At 31.9% G+C, this 20,634-nt stretch carries 18 protein-coding genes and 1 tRNA gene; 8 read left to right on the top strand and 11 right to left on the bottom strand.

The window, feature by feature from the left end:
* Positions 1 to 395: 395 nt before the first annotated feature.
* The 6 genes from AC2A1C_RS04315 (at position 396) to AC2A1C_RS04290 (ending at position 7,214) form a co-directional block, all read left to right on the top strand.
* On the top strand, positions 396 to 1,631 hold the full coding sequence (locus AC2A1C_RS04315; protein ID WP_484023780.1) for a hypothetical protein: 1,236 nt from the start codon (positions 396 to 398) through the stop codon (positions 1,629 to 1,631).
* A 51-nt stretch (positions 1,632 to 1,682) separates the two neighbouring features.
* Positions 1,683 to 2,693, top strand: coding sequence for a hypothetical protein (locus tag AC2A1C_RS04310; RefSeq protein WP_484023778.1), 1,011 nt, complete (start codon positions 1,683 to 1,685; stop codon positions 2,691 to 2,693).
* 63 nt (positions 2,694 to 2,756) lie between these two features.
* Positions 2,757 to 3,545, top strand: coding sequence for a hypothetical protein (locus AC2A1C_RS04305; protein WP_484023776.1), 789 nt, complete (start codon positions 2,757 to 2,759; stop codon positions 3,543 to 3,545).
* Between the two features lie 217 nt (positions 3,546 to 3,762).
* Positions 3,763 to 4,692 (top strand): hypothetical protein, encoded by a 930-nt coding sequence (locus AC2A1C_RS04300; RefSeq protein ID WP_484023774.1) that lies wholly within the window; start codon positions 3,763 to 3,765, stop codon positions 4,690 to 4,692.
* Between the two features lies 1 nt (position 4,693).
* Positions 4,694 to 5,173 (top strand): hypothetical protein, encoded by a 480-nt coding sequence (locus AC2A1C_RS04295; RefSeq protein WP_484023772.1) that lies wholly within the window; start codon positions 4,694 to 4,696, stop codon positions 5,171 to 5,173.
* Positions 5,160 to 7,214: an AAA family ATPase gene (locus tag AC2A1C_RS04290; RefSeq protein ID WP_484023770.1), complete on the top strand. Its 2,055-nt coding sequence runs from the start codon at positions 5,160 to 5,162 to the stop codon at positions 7,212 to 7,214. The genes AC2A1C_RS04295 and AC2A1C_RS04290 overlap by 14 nt, the downstream gene beginning before the upstream one ends.
* Before the next feature lie 304 nt (positions 7,215 to 7,518).
* On the opposite strand, the gene AC2A1C_RS04285 is transcribed toward AC2A1C_RS04290, so the two are convergent.
* The 10 genes from AC2A1C_RS04285 to leuS form a co-directional block, all read right to left on the bottom strand.
* A tRNA-His gene (locus AC2A1C_RS04285) sits at positions 7,519 to 7,592 on the bottom strand.
* Between the two features lie 36 nt (positions 7,593 to 7,628).
* Entirely contained in the window at positions 7,629 to 8,348 is a 720-nt protein-coding gene (gene bshB1 / locus AC2A1C_RS04280; RefSeq protein ID WP_484023768.1) for a bacillithiol biosynthesis deacetylase BshB1, read from the bottom strand.
* 74 nt (positions 8,349 to 8,422) lie between these two features.
* Complete coding sequence (locus AC2A1C_RS04275; RefSeq protein ID WP_484023766.1) at positions 8,423 to 10,075, bottom strand: tetratricopeptide repeat protein; 1,653 nt, start codon at positions 10,073 to 10,075, stop codon at positions 8,423 to 8,425.
* Positions 10,076 to 10,187: 112 nt separating this feature from the next.
* Positions 10,188 to 11,057 carry a PstS family phosphate ABC transporter substrate-binding protein gene (locus AC2A1C_RS04270; RefSeq protein ID WP_484023764.1) on the bottom strand — a complete coding sequence of 290 codons (870 nt, stop codon included), beginning with the start codon at positions 11,055 to 11,057 and terminating at the stop codon, positions 10,188 to 10,190.
* The gene (locus AC2A1C_RS04265) at positions 11,047 to 11,274 is read right to left on the bottom strand and encodes a C4-dicarboxylate ABC transporter (protein WP_484023762.1); all 228 of its coding nucleotides are present in this window, start codon (positions 11,272 to 11,274) and stop codon (positions 11,047 to 11,049) included. The genes AC2A1C_RS04270 and AC2A1C_RS04265 overlap by 11 nt, the downstream gene beginning before the upstream one ends.
* Before the next feature lie 32 nt (positions 11,275 to 11,306).
* Complete coding sequence (locus AC2A1C_RS04260; protein ID WP_484023760.1) at positions 11,307 to 12,149, bottom strand: energy transducer TonB; 843 nt, start codon at positions 12,147 to 12,149, stop codon at positions 11,307 to 11,309.
* A gap of 24 nt (positions 12,150 to 12,173) precedes the next feature.
* Positions 12,174 to 12,743 (bottom strand): ExbD/TolR family protein, encoded by a 570-nt coding sequence (locus AC2A1C_RS04255; RefSeq protein ID WP_484023758.1) that lies wholly within the window; start codon positions 12,741 to 12,743, stop codon positions 12,174 to 12,176.
* A gap of 12 nt (positions 12,744 to 12,755) precedes the next feature.
* A complete protein-coding gene (locus AC2A1C_RS04250) occupies positions 12,756 to 13,364 on the bottom strand; it encodes an ExbD/TolR family protein (protein ID WP_484023756.1) in 609 nt (202 codons plus the stop codon).
* Between the two features lie 65 nt (positions 13,365 to 13,429).
* On the bottom strand, positions 13,430 to 14,296 hold the full coding sequence (locus AC2A1C_RS04245; RefSeq protein WP_484023754.1) for a MotA/TolQ/ExbB proton channel family protein: 867 nt from the start codon (positions 14,294 to 14,296) through the stop codon (positions 13,430 to 13,432).
* 247 nt (positions 14,297 to 14,543) lie between these two features.
* Complete coding sequence (leuS, locus tag AC2A1C_RS04240) at positions 14,544 to 17,402, bottom strand: leucine--tRNA ligase (RefSeq protein WP_484023752.1); 2,859 nt, start codon at positions 17,400 to 17,402, stop codon at positions 14,544 to 14,546.
* Positions 17,403 to 17,614: 212 nt separating this feature from the next.
* On the opposite strand from leuS, the gene AC2A1C_RS04235 reads away from it, so the two are divergent.
* Together AC2A1C_RS04235 and AC2A1C_RS04230 are read left to right on the top strand one after the other, a co-directional pair.
* Entirely contained in the window at positions 17,615 to 18,592 is a 978-nt protein-coding gene (locus AC2A1C_RS04235) for an acyltransferase family protein (RefSeq protein WP_484023750.1), read from the top strand.
* Positions 18,593 to 18,617: 25 nt separating this feature from the next.
* A complete protein-coding gene (locus tag AC2A1C_RS04230) occupies positions 18,618 to 19,373 on the top strand; it encodes a glycosyltransferase family 2 protein (protein ID WP_484023748.1) in 756 nt (251 codons plus the stop codon).
* Here AC2A1C_RS04230 and AC2A1C_RS04225 read toward each other — a convergent pair.
* Positions 19,366 to 20,628: a 3-deoxy-D-manno-octulosonic acid transferase gene (locus tag AC2A1C_RS04225; protein ID WP_484023746.1), complete on the bottom strand. Its 1,263-nt coding sequence runs from the start codon at positions 20,626 to 20,628 to the stop codon at positions 19,366 to 19,368. The genes AC2A1C_RS04230 and AC2A1C_RS04225 overlap by 8 nt on opposite strands.
* Positions 20,629 to 20,634 lie beyond the last annotated feature (6 nt).

Genomic DNA, 20,634 nt, shown 5'->3' with positions numbered 1-20,634 from the left:
AATCCCTTTATTGTAAAGGGATTTTTTGTTACAGGGGAAACACCTATTATTTTTTAGGGAAAACCCTGTGTGATTTTTCTTATTTTTTAGTTAACTTTAGTGAAAAGTTATTTCAGCAAATAAAAAGATTACACAAAAGGGTAATTGACTAGCAATAATAAAAAAAATAATTTTGGTTAAATATAAACTGTAAGTTTAAATAACTGTTAGGTGCTAAAGAACAAATATTAGATAAAAAATAAGCATTATCTTAACTTAGTTAGTCACATCTATACGAAGGTGATTGATGCACTGCATAAATTAGAGAGTTGGTGGCAATTTTCGCCAAGCCCTATACTAAAAATATATTAAGCTTAACTACCTAAATATACTATTAAACCATAAAACTCTAAAAAATGAAAAACAAGCTTCTACTCTTTGCATTTTTATTTGCTTTTTTTTTCCAAACCAATGCACAATTTTTAAAGGATATTGGGAATTTTGTTTCAGGTGTAGCAAATACTACGATTAAAACATTAACAGCTCCAACAGAGATAGTAGTAAATACAGGAAAAGTGATTGTTGGTCAAGGGAACGCATCAGACATTTATAAACCTTTACAACAAGCTATACAACAAACAGGAAATACAACAGTACAAGGTTATAATATTTTATCTACTCCACAAGCATACTTTATGCAAGAAGCAGAGAAATTTGCACAGAATAGTGGTGGAAATACAGGTGCTTTCATTTTTGATGTAGGTGCTTTTTCAAATAGATACTATAACCAATTAGCACAATCAGGTGTAAATAGTGCTAACGGAATTCTTCAAGGACAAAATCCTTTACAAATTTCTGCAATACCTTTAGCCGCAGCAATAAGAGCAGCAAGAGCAAGGCATTATAATCAGTCAATGCCATTACCAGAGGATGTGAAAAATTCTTTGAGAGGTCATTTTAGCGACCAAATTTTAAATAAAGCAAGATATTGTATTGGTAATATTCAAATTACGCTTCCAAATTTCATAGGACAAGGTCAGAAATTGTTTGGAAATGATGCCTATGCCGTTACAGTGGATGATATAATTGTTTTTAACACAAACCCTGGTTCTTTTGCACAAAATGCTTTTTGGTGGACTCATGAAATAATGCACGTAGAACAATATTCAAATTGGGGTATAGAAACATTTGCATTTAATTATTTGAAAAATTATAATGGAATTGAAAATGAGGCTGATTCTAAAGCATCGCGTGTTACAGGAAATAACTTTAATAATCGTAATGCTTTGGTATCGAAAAGTTTTGACAGGAGTTCAAGTGCTATTGACCAAAATACTAATTTTAATCAAAATCCTGAGACTTATGTTGCCCAATGTGTTTTTCCTAACGACTTTTCTGGATTTAGTTATTTAGTAACCAATTACGGAAGAATAATTGCAGTCAATTCAATAAATGGCAGCTGGTATCATATTGGATACAGTACTCCCCCTTATGTAGCCAATTCTTCTTGGACATATTATATTCCAGCATACAATTGGGGATATTCAGTTGGAAACGATGGCAATATCTATAATCCTCAACCAGTTAGAGATTTTTATGGAAATATAATTTATCAACAGTGGAGTATAGTCGGCTATGTTGTAAGACTGTAAAAAACTACCGTCAACATCGTTACCTATAACTTTAACTAAATACAATCAAAAATGAGCATTTGTAAATTTTGTCAAACTAATGAAGCAGATAAGAAAAACACTCATTATTTAACTGATGCAATTATAAGGAGTTGCTTAAATCTTGAAGGTTCAAACAATAGAGAAAAAGGATTATATTTTGCAATTAATAGTAAAAATCCATTTATTGAATTAAATTTCCAACGATTAGATGAGCAAACAATCGAAAATGCCATTGGAAGGAAGCCAACTGACGAAGAAATAGAAAATGCAAAACAAATTCCCTTTTCCGTTGATTATATATTTTGTAATTATTGTGAGAAAAAGTTTACAGATATTGAGACTGAATTTATAGAAAAAGTATTGCCAAAATTCAGACAAAATAACTTAACAGGTTTAAATTCCATTTCAATCAAAGAGAATTTAATTTGTAGAAATTTTTTCTATCTTCAAATCTTTAGGAGTGCAATTTGTGAAGAAGTATTTGAGTTACCTAAAGATCTTATTGATAAACTTCGTAAAATACTATTTGAAAATATTGAAGATTATTCAATACCACTTTCTATTACTTATTTGCAAACAACTGGCGGACAAGAGAATTATACAGAGAATTATGTTGGATACACAAGTGACAAAAATCCATTTATTATTTTCATGAATGATTTTATTGTTCAATGTTATGATAGAAAAGAAAATATTAAATATGTGGAATTTTATGGTTTAAATGATGATGACTACAATAACTTTATTAATATCAACGAAGAAGAATTTATTTTCAATGTTTTTCAAAATAATGACCGAAAAGCATTTCTTAACAACTTAATCACAAACGAAAAAGTTAAGCAGACAATATTTAGTTTAGAAAATTACTTTGATCAAATTTGGATAAGATTATTTGGAGCCAAAGCTCCTTCTTACCAAAAACAAAAATATATTCTATCTGTTGCAAATCAAAGCCAAGAAAAACTGAATTCACTTTCGCAAGATGAGATGTATAATTTTACATTTTCTTATTTGGTTAAATTATTAAACATCAAAGAATAAAAACTACCGATAAAATCAACTATAAAACATTTAGTTAGCTGATATTTATAACAACTGTAAAAAATGGAAAATGTACTAAAAGGAGTTAATACCATAATTTTTTGTGACGAAACTAAGTTTTATAAAAACAATGGAGATATAGAAGATGAAATTTATTATTTTGGAGTAGCCTGTCGAAAAGAACAAGTTCTTAAAATAAATAACGAACTGAATAAACTATATTTAAAGCACAGATTACAAACAAAAATTTTTCACGCAACAACAGTGTTTCGAGAAAAGAAGCCTAGAGAGCCTCTAATTAGAGATTTTACAGACTTAATTATTGAAAACAAACTCTATTGTTTCTGTTATAAATATTTACAGCCACGACTATTTGACGTAACAAAAATTCTAAATAAATTCAATAATGATATTTTAGATTTTAACAAAGTCGAATTTCAGGCACTTTTTTATTATGTCACAACATTAAATACATACTTAAGAGATTTCGATTCAAAACTATTAGAAAAAGAAACATCTATGTATTTTGACAGGAATGTTTATGGAAAAGATGATACAGAGATGTTTAATTTTCCAAGTAAAGATTTTGTACTTAAACAAATGACTTTCTGTGAGAAATCAAAAATAAGTTTACTAGCACTTCCAGATTTTTTCGGATATATTTTTAGAAAATCAAAAATATCAAATAATAAAGTTCAAGCGGGAGATAATTCATTAGAAAAGTCAGTTCTAACAATTTCCAGTTATGAAAACCTAATTAGAATCTCGGACTCAGGACTATTTAAATTTATTGACATTAGAGAGGAAACGACATTAGAAGCATTAAAAATAATAGAAAATATAAAAAAGTAACGGTTAGTCAAAAGCAGCGCTGAACAGCTTCGATTGAGAATTTCTGTAATAAAATCCCCACTTCTGGAAATATTCAAACTGCATTCAAAAATTTCAATGGTTATAAAATGGGATTTCATTAAAATTTTAACCTATTTTTAATGAAATCCCATTTTGAATATTACTTTTTATTTTTTAGAAGTAAAAATTTATTAAATTTAACGTTTAATTCGTTTTAATGGTAAAGACTGAATTTGGAACATTTGATGGAGATAAATGGGAATCTATAAGTCAAATTTGTTTTAAACAAAATTTTAGAGAAGAAGGATATCAGGAAGTAAAAGCTACTCCAGGAGATTATGGCATTGAAGGTTTTACAAGAACTGGAAAAGTATTTCAATGCTATTGTCCCGACGAATTATATTCAAGTGCTGAGTTATATATAAAACATCGAGATAAGATTACTGCTGACTTAAATAAGCTCAAAACCTATGAAAGTCAGTTAAAGAAATTTTTAGGAGATACAAAGATCAATAAATGGTACTTCGTCACTCCAATTTATGGGAAGAATGATATTGTCGCTCATTGCACTTCTAAACGTGATGAAGTTAAGTCTTGGGGCTTATCAATTGTTGACAATGATAATTTTGAAGTAATTTTTGAAGACATTAATTTCCTACATCCACATTTAGCACTCGCTTTAGATGCTACTAGTCAAAAAATAAACTTATCTCCAAATCAACCAGTGACAGAAACAGATAAATTGAAGTGGAAAGGCAAGCAGATTTCATTGGTTGAAAATGCTCAGAGAAAGCATTCGTTAAGGTTCGATAGTAAGACAACTGATGTTGATAAGAAAGTTGATAGATTGACAGAAATAACAATAGCTTCTTTCTTGGGAGGAAATATATTATTGAGGATTTGGCAAAATGAATATCCCACTGAATATGAAAAGTTTTTGTCTATTGTAAGTTTGATTGAAAATGAAGTTATTGAAAAATGTATGTTTCCTACACAAGATAAAAATGACTTATACTTTAGTTTTAAAAGTTTGGTAGAAGAAAAATTAAATGCAGCTTTTCCTAAATTAGAACAAGAGATGATTATGAATCTAACAAATCAGGTACTTGCAGATTGGATTTTGCGATGTCCAATAAATTTTGAGTAGGATGAAAAAATTTGGAATAAAAGATTTAACATTTTCTAAAAAACCTATTTCAATTCCTGTTGATTATAGACCAATGTATAAAATAGCTCAAATAGTAATGATTCTCTCCATTACTTGTATAGGTAATAAATGCAGTTTATTAAAGTTACATTTGTTAAGTTGGGCTTTAAAAGATGATGAAAATAAAGATAAAGTTCTAGAACTTATAAAAAACAACTATGAGCCAGATATTGCGGTTTGGGGAATTGAACCAGCACTCAATAGGGCTCTTCTATTTTGTGTAGCTGAAGGTATTTGCATCATAGAACACGGGAAATATTTATTAACAAAAAAAGGAGAAGAATTTTTCAAATTGATTGTTAATGCTGACGTTTTTAAAGAAGAGTTTATATTTTTAAATTTTGTAGGCAAACGAAAAATAACAGACAATAGAATAGAATCTATTTCAAATAAATGGTCATTATTCAATGTTAAAAATTAATAAAATAAAATTTGAAGTAAATACAAGCTCAGGATTGTATGGATCAAAATATGAATTCAGTAATGGACTCAATATTATTAGAGCCGACAATACTAGTGGCAAAAGTAGCCTTTTTCAGGCGATTACCTATTGCCTAGGATTTGAAGAAATTATAGGTGGCAGGAATGAGAAAACAATGCAATCTGTTTTTAGAGACCAAGTTGAATATCCAAAAGATTCCTTTCATAAGGTTATACAGTCCTTTGTTTATTTGGAAATTGAAAATAGCGAAAATGAGATTGTAACGGTTAAAAGAAGTGTAATTAGTAATTCAGACAGAAAGCCTCAATTAGTAGATGTTTATTTTGGAAAATTAATTGACGATTCTGAAGATATTATTCCTGAATCCAAGCCGATGTACATTCATGATAAAGGAGGAGCTACTGATGAAATATATGGTTTCCATCTATTTTTAGAAAATTTTTTAAATTGGAATTTGCCCAATGTTTTAACAAACTCTGGAGATTCAAAAAAATTGTACATTCAACAAGTTGCTTCATCATTCATGATAGAGCAAAAATCAGGTTGGTCAGATTTCTTTGCTACAATGCCACATTTTAGCTTAAGCAATAAAGAAGCTAGAGCAATTGAGTTTCTATTGAAACTTGATGTCACTGAGAACAAGAAAAAAAAGCAACAAATAGCATTTAACAAAAGAATAATTGAAGATAAGTGGTCAACTTTAAATAATCAATTTATTAGACTGGCAGAAAAAGGAGGTGGAAGAATTAGTGGTATTGAACAAAAACCTGTTATTATTAATGATTACAGCGGATTGAACATTTTACTAACTAAAGATGAAGAAGAATACACAATTTCTAATTATATTGATTTACAGGTTGATGAATTAAATAATTTACAAACTAAATCCGTATTTTCAGTTGGTCAAAATATTTCAAATGATGAAAACCAGCTTGAAAAATTGAATAATTTCATCAATAAGCTATCTATAAATTATGAATTACTATCAACGGAATTAAGTTTTGATATAGACCGATTAAGCAGTTATAGATCGCAATTATCATTATTAAAAAGTGATTTGAGAAAAAACAAGGGAGCTTTAAAGGTAAAAAATTTAGGTGCTGATTTCAATTTAAAAACTTCCACTGAAATATGCCCAACATGCAACCAAGAAATTAATGACTCTCTATTGCCTTTAGAGGTTGAGCAAGTTCCAATGCGTCTAGAAGATAATATTGATTTTATTGACGCTCAAATTAAAATGATTAGTGTATATATTGAAGGTCAAGAAAAAACTATAAATGAAAAAGAAAAAAGAATAGACTTTTTTAAAACAAAATTATCTGAAGCAAGAGCCAATGTGAGGCTAATAAAAAAAGAACTGGTTTCGGATGAAAGACTCCCTTCAATTATTGAAATTGAAAATAGGTTAAATCTTAAAAAAAGAATAGAATTTTATAATAAATTCCTCGAGGATTTCAACGAACTGGTTAACCAATTAAAAGAACTCTCAAAACAATGGGAAAAAATTATTAGTGATGAAAGTAATTTACCAACCAATTTTTTTTCAATTAATGATCTTGAAAAATTACAGTTTTTGGAGTTGAAATTTAAAGCCCTTCTAAAAAAATTCAATTACACAAGTCAGCAAAGTGAATTTATTAAAATTTCAAGAGAGAATTATTTACCTGTTATAAGTAAGCCTTTTGGAGAAGAAACAAAAGATTACAGCATAAGGTTTGATTCATCAGGAAGCGACTTCATTAGATGTATTTGGGCTTACACATTTAGTTTACTTGAGACTTCAATTAAGTTTGATGGAAATCATCCTAGACTTATTATGATGGACGAACCCAAACAACAAGATGCAGCGATTGAGAATTTTCACAGTTTCTTAAAAACAATTTCAAAACATACAGAGTCTCAAATTTTAATTTTTGCTTCCTTTGAAAACTCTGATGAGGCTTTTAAAACGGCAACAAAAGAAGTAGATTTTAATTTGATTTACATTGAAGACAAATTAATAAAGCCTATTGATTAGACTACTCTATATTAACAATTTGTAAGTAAAATAATCGTTAAAAATATCACAACCTATAGTGGGGATCGAACCACTTCTTCTCAATCCCTTTCCAATAAAGGGATTTTTCATTTTTATTAGGGAACTTTCATACGATTTTACCCCTTGCGGTTCGATATGGAACGTAAAAAAAGCACTAAAAAAATCAGCAATATCGAACCGCTTTTTCCTGAATTTTTAGTTTTTGTAAATGTTTGAAAATTAAATATATACAAGGTTTATTTAAAGCGAAATCCCGCTTAAAAAAGCGGGATGACCTATGATGGGTGGATGACCGGGATCGAACCGGCGACCTTCAGGACCACAATCTGACGCTCTAACCAACTGAGCTACAACCACCGTTTTGTGGGTGCAAATATAACGTTTTTCGGGAAATTATAAAATAATTCCATCAAAATTTTTAAAAGCAAGTAGTTTTTCTGTTGTAAACCCTTCTGCATAAGCAACTCCGGAAAGTCTTCCTAAATCTTGCGCTCTGTATGTAAGACTTTCTAAAAAGTCTTTAGTGGAGATAGGAGTAAGAGGTTCATCCGATTCAGGATTATAAAATTGGGTTTTGTAAGCCAAACAAGAATTTATTTTTTTATCCAAAAAACCAGATATATCAATGACAAAATCAGGAACGATATTTTTCCATTGGATATAATGGAAGATTTGTTTTGGTCTCCAAACTTCTTGAGTTTGATTGTTTAGTTCTGTTTCAATTTTTCTTAAACCAGATAGAAAACATGCGTCGGAAACCAGCTTTGCTGCCTTTGCATGATCCGGATGACGATCATCGATAGCATTTGCTAAAACAATTTCCGGCTGGTATTTCCGAATCATTTTTATGATTCTTATTTGGTATTCTTCAGAATTTTGGAGAAAACCATCCTTCATTCCGAGGTTTTCTCTGGAAGCAAGTCCTAAAATTTCTGCCGATTTTTTTGCTTCTTCTCGTCTAATTTCTTCTGAACCTCTGGTTCCAAGCTCTCCTTGAGTAAGATCTATCACAGCCACTTTCTTTCCTTCTGAAACCATTTTTGCGATAGTTCCGCCACAGCCTAATTCTACATCATCAGGATGTGCACCAATTGCTAATATATCTATCTTCATTTCTATTTAAAATTCAAATTTATAAAAAAATCCGGCCAAAAATTGACCGGATTCTGATTATATTATAAAAATAATTATTTATTTAATTCTGCATTAAGTTTTACAGCATCCTGATAAGAAGGATTTAGTTCTACTGATTTGGCTACATATTGTTTTGCTTTTGTAACATCTTTGTCTTTTTCAAGATAAGCAATGGCAAAATATGCATAAGAAAGAGATTCTTTATTTGCTTCCACTTCCGCAGGCTTTACTTTAGAAATAAATTTTTCATAAGACATTTTAGCCATTTCATGGTTCTCTGCTTGCTGATAAGCATATCCTTGACTGTAATATGCAGGAGACCAGTCAGGAAGAAGATTAATCATCTTTTGCCAAGCAAGAATAGCTCCGTTCCAGTTTTTTACATCCTGATATCCGGTTGCAAGTCTGAACAATGAATCTGTATCTTGTGGATTTTCTGCCACTTTTTTCTTCAATGCTTCTATTTCTGGTGTAGTTGGTCCTGCATCTGCAGCAGCTTGTGATGCACCGCCACCTCCGGCAATTTTAGCTAATTCTTCATCCCATTTCATGGTATTATCTTTAGCATTTTTTGCAAGAGTAATTTTCTGTTGAGATTCTGCCATCAATGCAGATTTTTTAGCAGTGTCAGTTTCATTTTTAGCTAAACCTGCAGCAATAAGCCCCATCAAACCTTGGTCAGCAGGAAGTACCCTAGATTTGTCTACTTTAGATGTAAAATTGTCTATGTTTTGTTTTGCTCCTGCATAATCTCCATCTGCGTATAAAATATAGGCGCGTAGTTTATATTTTATTGGATCATCTACTTTATCAAAAATTTTATCCAAAGTGGCTTTTGAATTAGCATAGTCCTCATTTGTAAAGAAAAGTTTAGAAATCTCCAGTTGAGTGTATGGATCTTCATCAGCATATTTTGCATAGTTTAATAAATCCTGAGTAGCTAAAGCATTTTGCTGATATTTGATGTCAAAACCTGCCTTCGCTTTATAAGCCGGTGCATAAGTAGCATCTGCTGCAATTGCTTTATCAATATTTTCTTTTGCTTGTTTCCATTGTTGAGCAGCCATCCAAAGAGTTGCCATTCTTGTATATACAGAAGCCTTATTTCTTGCTACGGATAATGCATTATCATAAGCTGTCATTGCAGAACCAGCAACTTGTGGATTATTGGTAATTTTCAAACGATAAGCATCACCAAGTGTGTAATAGTAATATGCAGGAACTCCCGTACTTGGAGCTTTCTCAATAGCTTTGTTAATATATTCTACAGCAAGATCCGGATTGCTTGCATTTTCAAACAATGTCAATGCTTCACCAGCTCTATACATTACTTCAGAATTTTTTCCTTTAGATTCTGCAACGATTGCCTGAATGTCTGCGATACCGGATTTATCTCCTTTTCCTAATTTTACAGTGGCTAAACCTATTTTATTTAAGTAACTTTTTTTATCAATAGCTAAACCTTTATTGAAATTTTCTGTTGCTAAATCAAAATTAGGCTCAAACTGAGTAAGATAAATATTCCCTAAATAAAAGTAATTTTCAGCGGTAGGTGATTTTGCCACCATATCTGTGTATACTTGTTTTGCCTTTGCATATTTGTGACTATCTGTATTAGCAATTCCTTCCTGCAAAGTTTGCCCAAAAGCAAAATTTGAAAAAAATGCTACAGCAACACCTAATACAATCTTCTTTTTTAAATTCATCTTATCTTTTGTTTATTATGTTAGTAAATTTTTTAACAGTTTTGTATTAAAAAAACAATTTTCAGACCAAAATAATAAAATCATTTGGTGTAATATAATTTTTTTGATAAAATTAATGCATTTGTACTTCCCGTTTATAAATGTTGTAGGGTTGTAACCCTTCTTTTTCCACAATTTTTTGCCCTATTTGTGTGCAAGAAAAACGAATGAAACCATTAGCCATATTAAATCCATTTTCATTAACGAGGAAATAAAGAATCCGGGTAAAAGGATAGGTCATTTTGCTTAATGTTTCAGGATTGATATTGTATGATTTCCCTTTTTCTTCAACAGGCAGAATTTTAATCATTTCGCGAAGTTGTTCCGATTTTTTATCATAAGGTCTGCTAAAGGTATTTAAACCGATAACTCCAATTTTATTCGGATATTTATTAAGCTCTTCAATTAGGTTTTCATTTCCATTGATAATGGAAAATTTTAAATCTGAAGGTTTTTTATTAAGTTTCTGAGCAACGAAATTCAAGTTACTAGAATTAGTACCATCAAAGATAAAGTCTTTAGAATCCGACAGAAGTCCTTGTTTAATCTCTTCGACAGAAATACTAGATTTGGATGAATTTTTGGGTACAATAAATACTACTGCATCTGCTGCAAATTTTGCAGGAAGATATTTGAGCTCTGTCTGTTTCTGATATTCTTCTATTTCTTCTTTCGAAAGATTTCTGGACATTACAATTATCCTTGCCTTGTCATTCAACAAATCTAAAAAAGCTAAATCTTCTTTTTTGGTTTGTACCTTTATTTTTGTTTCCGGGTAATTAATCATATAACCATCAGCCAGAGCTTCCGATACACTTTTAAAGGAATCATCTGTGAGTATTGTCATTTCTCCCTTAAAATAAGAAGCATTATTTTTCTTTTCTTTTTTACAGCTTGTAAACAAGAAAAATAATAGCATAATTAAGAAAAAATTATTCTTCATTTTTTTGTTGCTTTATTTTATAAAACGCTCTGACTATTCTGAAAATTCCATATAAAATCAATAATGCACCCAATGGATAGGCAATATTGGGTTCAAGATAAATGATAAAGAATTTGTAGATAATCACCACGATTCCTAAAACGATATAAAAAAATCCGGTAACTAAAGATAACCAATTGAACATCATAGCAACAAAAATAAAAAAAAAGAGAGACATTGTCTCTCTTTATATCAATTAATTTGAATATCTTATTCAAAGTTCATTGTAAGTGGTAATCTGAAACGATAACGTACAGGCTGACCATTAATTTTAGCAGGAGCCCATTTGTTTTTAATAGACTTTACTGTTCTCACAGCTTCTGAGTTAAAATCTGAATTTGAACCTGTTGCTTTAACATCAGTGATGCTACCATCTCTTTCTACTACGAATGTAACATCAGCTTTTACAGTTCCTTCATCACCATTCATTACAGAAGTATCAAAGCTACTTCCAACCTTACTTCTAAATGCATTGATTCCTCCTGGAAATTCTGCAAGCTGTTCCACTTCTGCATATACCTTGTTTTCATCTACCTGAGGTTTAACTTCCGCAGTAGAAGTTTTTGTACCTGTAGAAGGTGGAGGTGGAGGTGGAGTATAGTTTGGAGTTTTCACACCTTCCTGATTCACCAAACCTGTTGTAGTTTCCAATTGTTGTGTAATTGGTGGAGGTGGAGTCTCAATTTTTGGAGCTTTCACTGGTTCCGGAACTACGTTCTGAATAATTTCTTGTTTTGGTGGTTCTTCCTCTTTTGGTGGAGGTGGAGGTGGTTCTTCCTCTTTTGGTTCTTCGATAACTTTATCTTCATCCAAAATGTTTACCAAGTCTGCTTTTACTTCTGTTTTATCAGGTGCAGTCAATCTTTTGATTGTAGCATAGATAAATGGAGATAATGCAGCAACAAGGAAAACTATTGTACCAATGATAAAAGATTTCGTTAGAAGTCTTGGATATGAAGTTCTTAAATCATACGCTCCATATTCCTTATTTCTGTGCTCAAATACAATTTCATCTAAAGTAAGATTGTCCTTGTATTGTAAATCATTTGCCATTCTATTAAGTTTTAGAAATATTTGTTAGTTTGTAGCAGCTGGAGCAGGAGAACTTGTTCCTACTTTTTTCTCATAAACAGCTTTTTCCCAAGGCTTGATTTCGGTTACCCCGTATCGTTCATTTTTGGTAATAGCCATCTCATCCAGAATGTCTACAAAATTCTTATATACAGCATCATCTGTAGGCTTGATAATTACAGTAAATTTGTCTTTATCTTTAGCTCTTGCTTTTGCTTGCTCTACTACTTTTCTGATACCTTCACGATCAAATGTGGTTTGATTTAATGTTTGATCATTAAGACCCAACTGATCTTGCTGGTGCCAGAAAATTTTATTGTCTTTTCCTATAATCAACGAAATTGAGTTGGATAAATCAATTTCTGTTGGAGGTGGTTTTGGCTGATCTTCTTTTGGTTTTGCCGGAAGTCCCAAATCCATTACATTCGGTTTACTAAAAGTGGTGGTAAACATAAAGAAAGTAATCAATAGGAAACCTAAATCCACCATTGGTGTCATATCTACTCTTGTACTCTGCTTTTTCGAGCGGACCTTCCCGCCTTTCTCGCCTTTTTCCTGTACTTGTACTTCTGCCATTTCTTGAGGATTTTATGGGTTAGGGTTACCTTCTTGTGATGTTATCAGCCAGAATTTAAGAAAATCAATATCTCTTAAACCTTCAAATAAGTCTTTAACTTTTGGATATTTCGTATTAACATCTCCTTTTATAGCAAGTTTATAATTCGGATTTACTGCTAAACTTTGTTTTACCCAGTCAATTAATTCCTTTCTTGTACTGTCCATAGGAATTCCTGTTGGACTTTTATAATTTTTCTGCTCATCATCCGGAAGATTCAAATAGCTTTTCAGCTGTGACATTGGAACTCCGATTGCCTGAACTTTTTTGAACGCATCAACTTCTTTAGAAGTAAGGCTTAACTTGTATTTACCTGCCATTCTTTTAAGAAGATCTTCTCTTTCGGAAGCATTCTCAACAGGCTGAAAATAAAATTTACCTTGTGGTGTTACATTAATGGTCATTAAACTTGCGTCAGGCAATAATTTTTCTGAAATAGATGATGGCGGCTTTATCTGCTCAACGTCAGGTTTTTTAAACTGCGTTGTCAAAATAAAGAATGTAAGTAACAAGAATGCAACATCGCACATTGCAGTCATATCTGTTACTACACCATGTCTTTTTGGTTTTACTCTCGCCATTTTTTATACAATATTATTTTAACTTCTGATTAAATTCTTATCAAATATTTTGCCGAAAAAAATTCTTAGTAGAATTCAGCGAAAGATTGTTGAATAGACATTGCGATCTCGTCAATCTTATATGTCAATCCGTCAATTTTAGAAGTAAAATAGTTATAAAGAATGATCGCAATAGCTGAAGTACCAATTCCTAAAGCTGTATTAATCAAGGCTTCAGAAATACCTGTAGAAAGTGCAGCTGCATCTGGAGTACCACCTCCGGAACCTAGTGCGAAGAACGCCTTGATCATCCCGATTACCGTTCCAAGTAGAGCAACAAGAGTTGCAACAGTACCTAAAGTGGAAAGAATCATCATATTTTTTTCAAGCATTGGCATTTCTAAAGTAGTAGCTTCTTCGATAGCTTTGTTTAAAGCTGCCATTTTTTGCTCTTTATCCAAAGTTGTATCATGTGCAAGAGCTTTGTATGTAGTAAGACCTTCTCTTACAACATTTCCAACAGATCCTTGTTGTCTGTCGCACTCTTCCAAAGCTTCATCAATTTTATTTTGATTCAGCAAACTTCTGATTTTTACAACAAAATTATCCAAGTTTCCTTTTCCTGCTGCTCTTCCCAAAATAATAAATCTTTCAATTGAGAACACAATTACCGTCATCATAAAAGTGATAAGCACAGGTACAATTATACCTCCTTTGTAAATAATACCCAAGAAAGATTCAGGATGAATGTCCTTTCCTTCCACATCTGAAAAAGCGACAGAACCACCACCTAGTTTTTCTGCATCCTTAAAATTACCAGGACTTCCCAGTACAAATAAATAAAGACAAACCCCAATTGCTAACAAGATAGGGATAATAACTGCAGGATTAAGACCGCCTGCTTTCTTTTTTTCAACTACTAACTCTTCGTTGCTTGAAACATTCATTTCCATATTAAACTAAATTATAATTGTTAAAAATTTTCGATTGTAAATTAAAGTTAAATATTTTTATAATGCAAGTGTTTAAACAATTCTTAAACAAAAAATCCCTACAAATAAAAACAAATCCATTGCATTTTATTTAAATTTTTGAAAAAAAATTGAAACAACTTTCCATTTATTGTCAAAATATTATATAATCAAAAAAATACTCTTTTATTTTTAAGAAATTAATAAAGTGATTTTATTTCAAAAATATTTAAATAACGATATTGATGATCTTTTTAGGAACGATAATTATTTTTTTCGGATCATTCCCATCCAAGTGTTGTATAACTCTTGTATCTTTCAATGCAACTTCTTCTATTTCTTTCACTTCCATGTTTGCCGGCAATGCAAGTTTGAACCTCATTTTTCCGTTGAAACTTACGGGATACTCAATTTCGTCTTCTACAAGATAAGTCTCATTAAGTACAGGAAATTTCACAAATTCGATGGAGGAGTCGTGTCCAAGCTCTCTCCAAAGCTCTTCACAGATGTGCGGAGCATAAGGTGAAATGATCACTGCAAGAGGTTCCAAGATTGCTCTTTTGTTGCATTTCAGTTTTTGCAATTCATTCACGGCGATCATAAATGAAGAAACGGAAGTATTGAAAGAAAAGTGTTCAATATCATAAACTACTTTTTTAATTAAAGTATGCAATGCTTTATATTCCGCTTTGGTGGGCTCTTCATCAGAAACTGAGAATGTATCTCCATCAAAATATAGATTATAAAATTTCTTCAAAAATCCGTAAACACCGCTTAAACCTTGCGTATTCCACGGTTTTGATTGCTCTAATGGACCCAAAAACATTTCGTACAAACGCAAACAATCTGCTCCGTATTCTTCGCAAATATCGTCTGGATTTACCACGTTGTGCGTTCTTTTTGACATCTTGTCAACTTCTCTTTCAACAATATATTTTTCATTTTCAAGAATAAATTCAGCATCTTTAAATTCAGGACGCCAATTTCTCAACGCTTCTATATCCAACTCATCATTTCCTTTAATCATAGAAATATCAACAGGAATTCTTTGAGTTTCATAATCTTTGGCTAAATTTTTAGAAACAATTTTGTTAGTCCCGTCAATTCTGAATATCAAAGCACTCATTCCCAAAATCATCCCTTGATTTATCAATTTTTGGAAAGGTTCATCTTGGTTAATGTAACCTCTGTCTTTCAAAAACATATTCCAGAAACGGGAGTACAATAAATGTCCGGTTGCGTGTTCGCTTCCACCAATGTATAAATCTACTTGTCCCCAATAATCTGACAAATCTTTTGCACAAAATTCCCCATCATTTTTCGGATCCATATATCGTAAAAAATACCAAGAACTTCCCGCCCAACCCGGCATTGTAGAAAGTTCAATTGGAAAAACTGTTTTATTGTCTATCAACTGACAACTAACAACCATCAACTTTTCTTCGTCCCAAGCAAAATTTTTCGCATTTCCTAATGGTGGATCTCCGTCTTCAGTTGGCAAATATTTCTCTACTTCTGGCAATTCCAAAGGCAATGCAGAAACAGGCAAAGTGTAAGGCATTTCTTCTTTATAATATACCGGAACTGGCTCTCCCCAATATCTTTGACGAGAAAAAATCGCATCACGCTGTCTGTAATTGGTGGTTCCGTGTCCGATTCCTAATTTTTCAATTTCTGAAATAATTCTGGTTTTGGCATCGTTGTAATTCAGTCCGTTCAAAAATCCTGAATTTACACAAACCGAATCTTTGGAATCATACGATTCTTCCTGAATATCTTTATCGTTTTCAATAACATTGATAATTTCCAAACCGAATTTTTTCGCAAAACGATGATCACGTTCATCGTGTGCAGGAACTGCCATAACTGCACCTGTTCCGTAACCCATCAAAACATAATCGGAAATATAAATTGGGATATTTTTCCCAGTGAAAGGATTTACCGCATAACTTCCTGTGAACGCTCCGGAAACATTTTTCACGTCTGCCATTCGATCGCGTTCTGTTTTTTTGGAAGTTTCTTCGATGTAATTTTCGACTTCAGATTTTTGTTCCGGCGTTGTCAATTTTTCCACCAAAGGATTTTCCGGAGCCAAAACCATAAATGTTGCTCCAAAAATAGTGTCAGGACGAGTGGTGAAAACTTCTATATAGTTGTTGGTTGTTGGTTGTTGGTTGTCGGATTTTCCACCATCAACTGACAACTGACAACCATCAACTAAAAATTTAACTGCTGCTCCCTGAGATTTTCCGATCCAATATTCCTGAGAATCTTTCAAAGGTTGTGGCCAGTCTAATTTTTGTAAACCTTGCAACAATCTTTCTGAATATGCAGAAATTCTCATGCTCCACTGCATCATTTTCTTTTGGTAAACAGGGAAGCCTCCTCTTTCCGATTTTCCATCTTTTACTTCGTCGTTTGCTAAAACCGTTCCGAGAGCCGGACACCAGTTTACGGTGGTTTCGGCTCTGTAGGCTAATCTATAATTTAATAAAATATCCTGTTTTTCAATTTCTGAAGCGTTGTTCCATTCTTCTGCAGTGAAATTCAGATCTTCATTTTGATTGGCATTTAATCCTTCTGTTCCTTTTTCTTCAAAATGTTTGATTAAGGTTTCGATAGGTTCTGCTTTGTCTGTATTTTTATTATACCAAGAATGAAATAATTCGATGAAAATCCATTGTGTCCATTTATAATAAGAAGAATCGGAAGTTCTTACTTCTCTGTTCCAATCAAAGGAAAAACCAATTTTTCTTAATTGTTCTTCGTATCTTGTAATATTTTGCTCAGTAGTAATAGCAGGATGTTGTCCTGTTTGTATGGCGTATTGCTCAGCAGGAAGTCCAAAACTATCATAACCAATTGGATGAAGAACATTGAAACCTTGATGTCTCTTATATCTTGCATAAATATCCGATGCAATATAACCAAGCGGATGTCCTACATGAAGACCTGCTCCTGATGGATACGGAAACATATCCAAAACATAAAATTTTGGTTTATCTGTGCTATCGGAAGTTTTGTACGTTTTATTTTCTTCCCAGTATTTTTGCCACTTTTCTTCTATCTGCTGATGATTGTAAAACATTCTTATTGAATTAATAATTAGTAATGAATAACTTTTTAAGGTTCACAAAAATAAAGATTTTGGAAGAAATATAAGTTTAATTTTTTAAAAGCATCTTCCAACGGATACTCTTTTCGGAAGTTCTTAAGTAGTTGCATTTCATTCTAAAAAAATAAAAATAGTAACGGTTATGCTCAATACTGCAAAATAGCTATTTTTGCAAAAAATTTTGCATGCAGGATATAGCAAAAAATAATTTTGATTTTATACGTGTTTTATTGGCTTTTATTGTTTTTATGGGACATTTAGGTGCACTAAGTGCTTCCAAAGAACTTGCCTTTCTAATGCACAGTCCCGTTGAAATTGCCGTTTTTTCATTTTTTATAGTAAGTGGATTTTTGATTGCGAGAAGCTATGAAAGAACGAAAGGCTTATTTCATTATTTTAAAAAGAGATTCAATAGAATTGTTCCCGGCTATATGCTTGTGGTAGTTCTTTGCGCAATATTGTTGAGTTTTGTCAGCTGTTTGCCTTTTAAATATTATTTCAGCGATATCCGTTTATACAAATATTTGCTGTGGAATTCATTGTTTTTAAATTTCAAAGCTTCGTCTCTTCCTTGTGTTTTTAATAATAGTGCGGTAAATGGGGCATTGTGGACCATTAAGATTGAATTGAGTTTTTATATAGTGGTACCTATTATTTTCTTGTTATTTGGTAAAAACAATAAATACCGAAATGTCAGCTTGATAATATTGTATTTTTTATCATTGGTATATCTTAATTATTTTGATAGTATACAAAAGCCTGCTATTTCAAGGCAAATTCCGGGATCGCTTTGTTATTTTATAGGAGGGATGCTTGTTTATTTTAATTTTGATACATTCATAAAATATAAAAACGTCCTCATCATTATTGCTCTTATTACAGTTTGGATTGATTTATATATAGGTATAAAATTATTTTCTCCTTTTATGCTGAGTATTATAGTTTTATACATTGCATATTCTTTTAAATTTCTGAACAATTTCGGAAAATACGGAGATTTCACCTATGGTATCTATATATTTCATTTTCCATTGATAAGAACCTTTACAGCTTTAGGACTTTTTGCCAATTATAATCCTTTTGTAATGGGTATAATATGTATGATAATGGTGATAGGTATCGGTATAATGTCTTGGCATTTTTACGAAAAGAGATTTTTATAATTTATTTTAATTCATCCTTTATTTAATGAAAGATCTGGTTTCAATAATTACACCTTGCTATAATTCTGCTGAATTTATTGAGGAAACTTTACACTCCGTTTTGAATCAAACGTATGAAAATTGGGAGTGGATCATAACGGATGATTTATCTAAAGACAATACGGTCGAAATTATCAAAAAATATAATGATCCCAGAATAAAACTGAATGTTCTAAAAGAAAATGGAGGTGCCGGAAATGCCAGAAATCAAAGTTTGAAATTGGCAAAAGGAAGATACATTGCATTTTTAGATTCTGATGATTATTGGTTGCCCAATTATCTGGAAGAAATGATTGATTTCTTGCAAAAAGAAAAGGTAGAACTGGCGTATTGCAACTATCAAAGATGTGATGAAAACCTTAACCCTGTTTTGAAGGATTTTCAAGCGGATACAATTGTAACATTCAGTAATTTATTAAAAACATGCAGACTGGCTCCGGTTTCTACCATCTATGATTCTCAAAGGGTAGGAAAAGAATATTTCCCAATAGGAAGCAAGCGTGAAGATCATGTAATGTGGCTGAATTTACTCAAAAAAATTCCTGAAGGAAAACCATTGCAGAAAACGTTGGCAAAATACAGAATGCGCGAAAACAGTGTATCCCGAAAAAAAACAAATATTATGAAAGATCAATATTTGGTTTATAAGGATTATATGAAATTTTCTACGCTGAAATCTTTGTATTACACCGCAAATTGGGCTTTCAACGGATTTTTGAAATATTCTAAATTTTTTAATTAGGAGAAGCAGTAAACGTTTTATCGTCTGATAAAATTTTCTTTGTAATAATCTCGGCAGAATTCGGTTGGGAAATAACAAACTCTTTCGCATTCTTGCCCATAGATGTTATTATTTCCGGATTTTTCAATAATTCTCCAATATATTTCGAGGCAAAAAACTCATCATCAAATGATTTTCCTCCTTTACTTGCAATCAATGCATCTGCTTCCGGATTTTTTTTGTAATGATTCCCGAATAATACAGGGATTCCAAATACAGCCGCTTCTAAAATATTATGCAAGCCCGCATTGTGAAAACCTCCACCAACAACCGCCAGATTTGCATAAGAATATAACCTGGAAAGCATTCCGATGGAATCAATAATCAGGATTTGAGATTTGAAATTGGAAATTGGAGATGCTTCAATTTCGCTATACAAAAGAGCATCGGCAAAAGTTTCCTTCAAAATTAGAACACGTTTCAGATCATGAGGAGCAATAATGATTTTTATATCTTCATGTTTTTTCGCAATCATTTCGGCAAGCCTTTCTTCCGATTCCCACGAACTTCCAAAAACTACGGTTGTTTTTCCTTCTTTGAATTCTTCGATATATTTTAAAGAATTGTCTTCGGAAAGTTTTTTACGAACTCTGTCAAATCTGGTATCTCCCGAAGTAGAAGAGTTTTGCAGACCAATACTTTTTGCTAAAGCGGTAGACTGCTTCGTTTGATGAAAAAACCAATCAATATTTTTCCGAAGCTGCTTTACAAACCAACCTCCATAGATTTTGAAAAAAACTTGTGTCTCGTAAAAATAAGCCGAAACAACATACGTTTTTGCTCCCTGATTTTTAATTTCGTTCAGAAGATTATACCAATAATCATATTTTACGGTGAAGAAAATTTCGGTTTGGAAATAGGATAGAAAATCTTTCACCCAATCTTTTCTGTCAAACGGAAGATAGCAAACCACATCTGCAATATGCTTTTTTTTGATCACGTTTTCATATCCGGAAGGTGAGAAAAAAGTAATAAGAATTTTATATTGAGGAAAATTTTCTTTAAGTTTTTCTAAAACAGGAAGACCTTGTTCATATTCGCCTAAACTTGCAGCATGCATCCAGATAACTTTATCGTTTTTTGAAAATTTAACCTGAACATTTTCACAGCTTTGTCTTCTTCCAGCCAATCCACGCTTTAATTTATAATTGAATACCGCCCCGATTTTCATTCCGAAAATGAGTAGATTGATGAATATGTTGTAAAAGACTTTCAAAACGGG

It is taken from the genome of Chryseobacterium sp. HNCC26DJ241, assembly GCF_057180505.1.
This window is presented reverse-complemented; position numbering and strand designations above follow the sequence as displayed.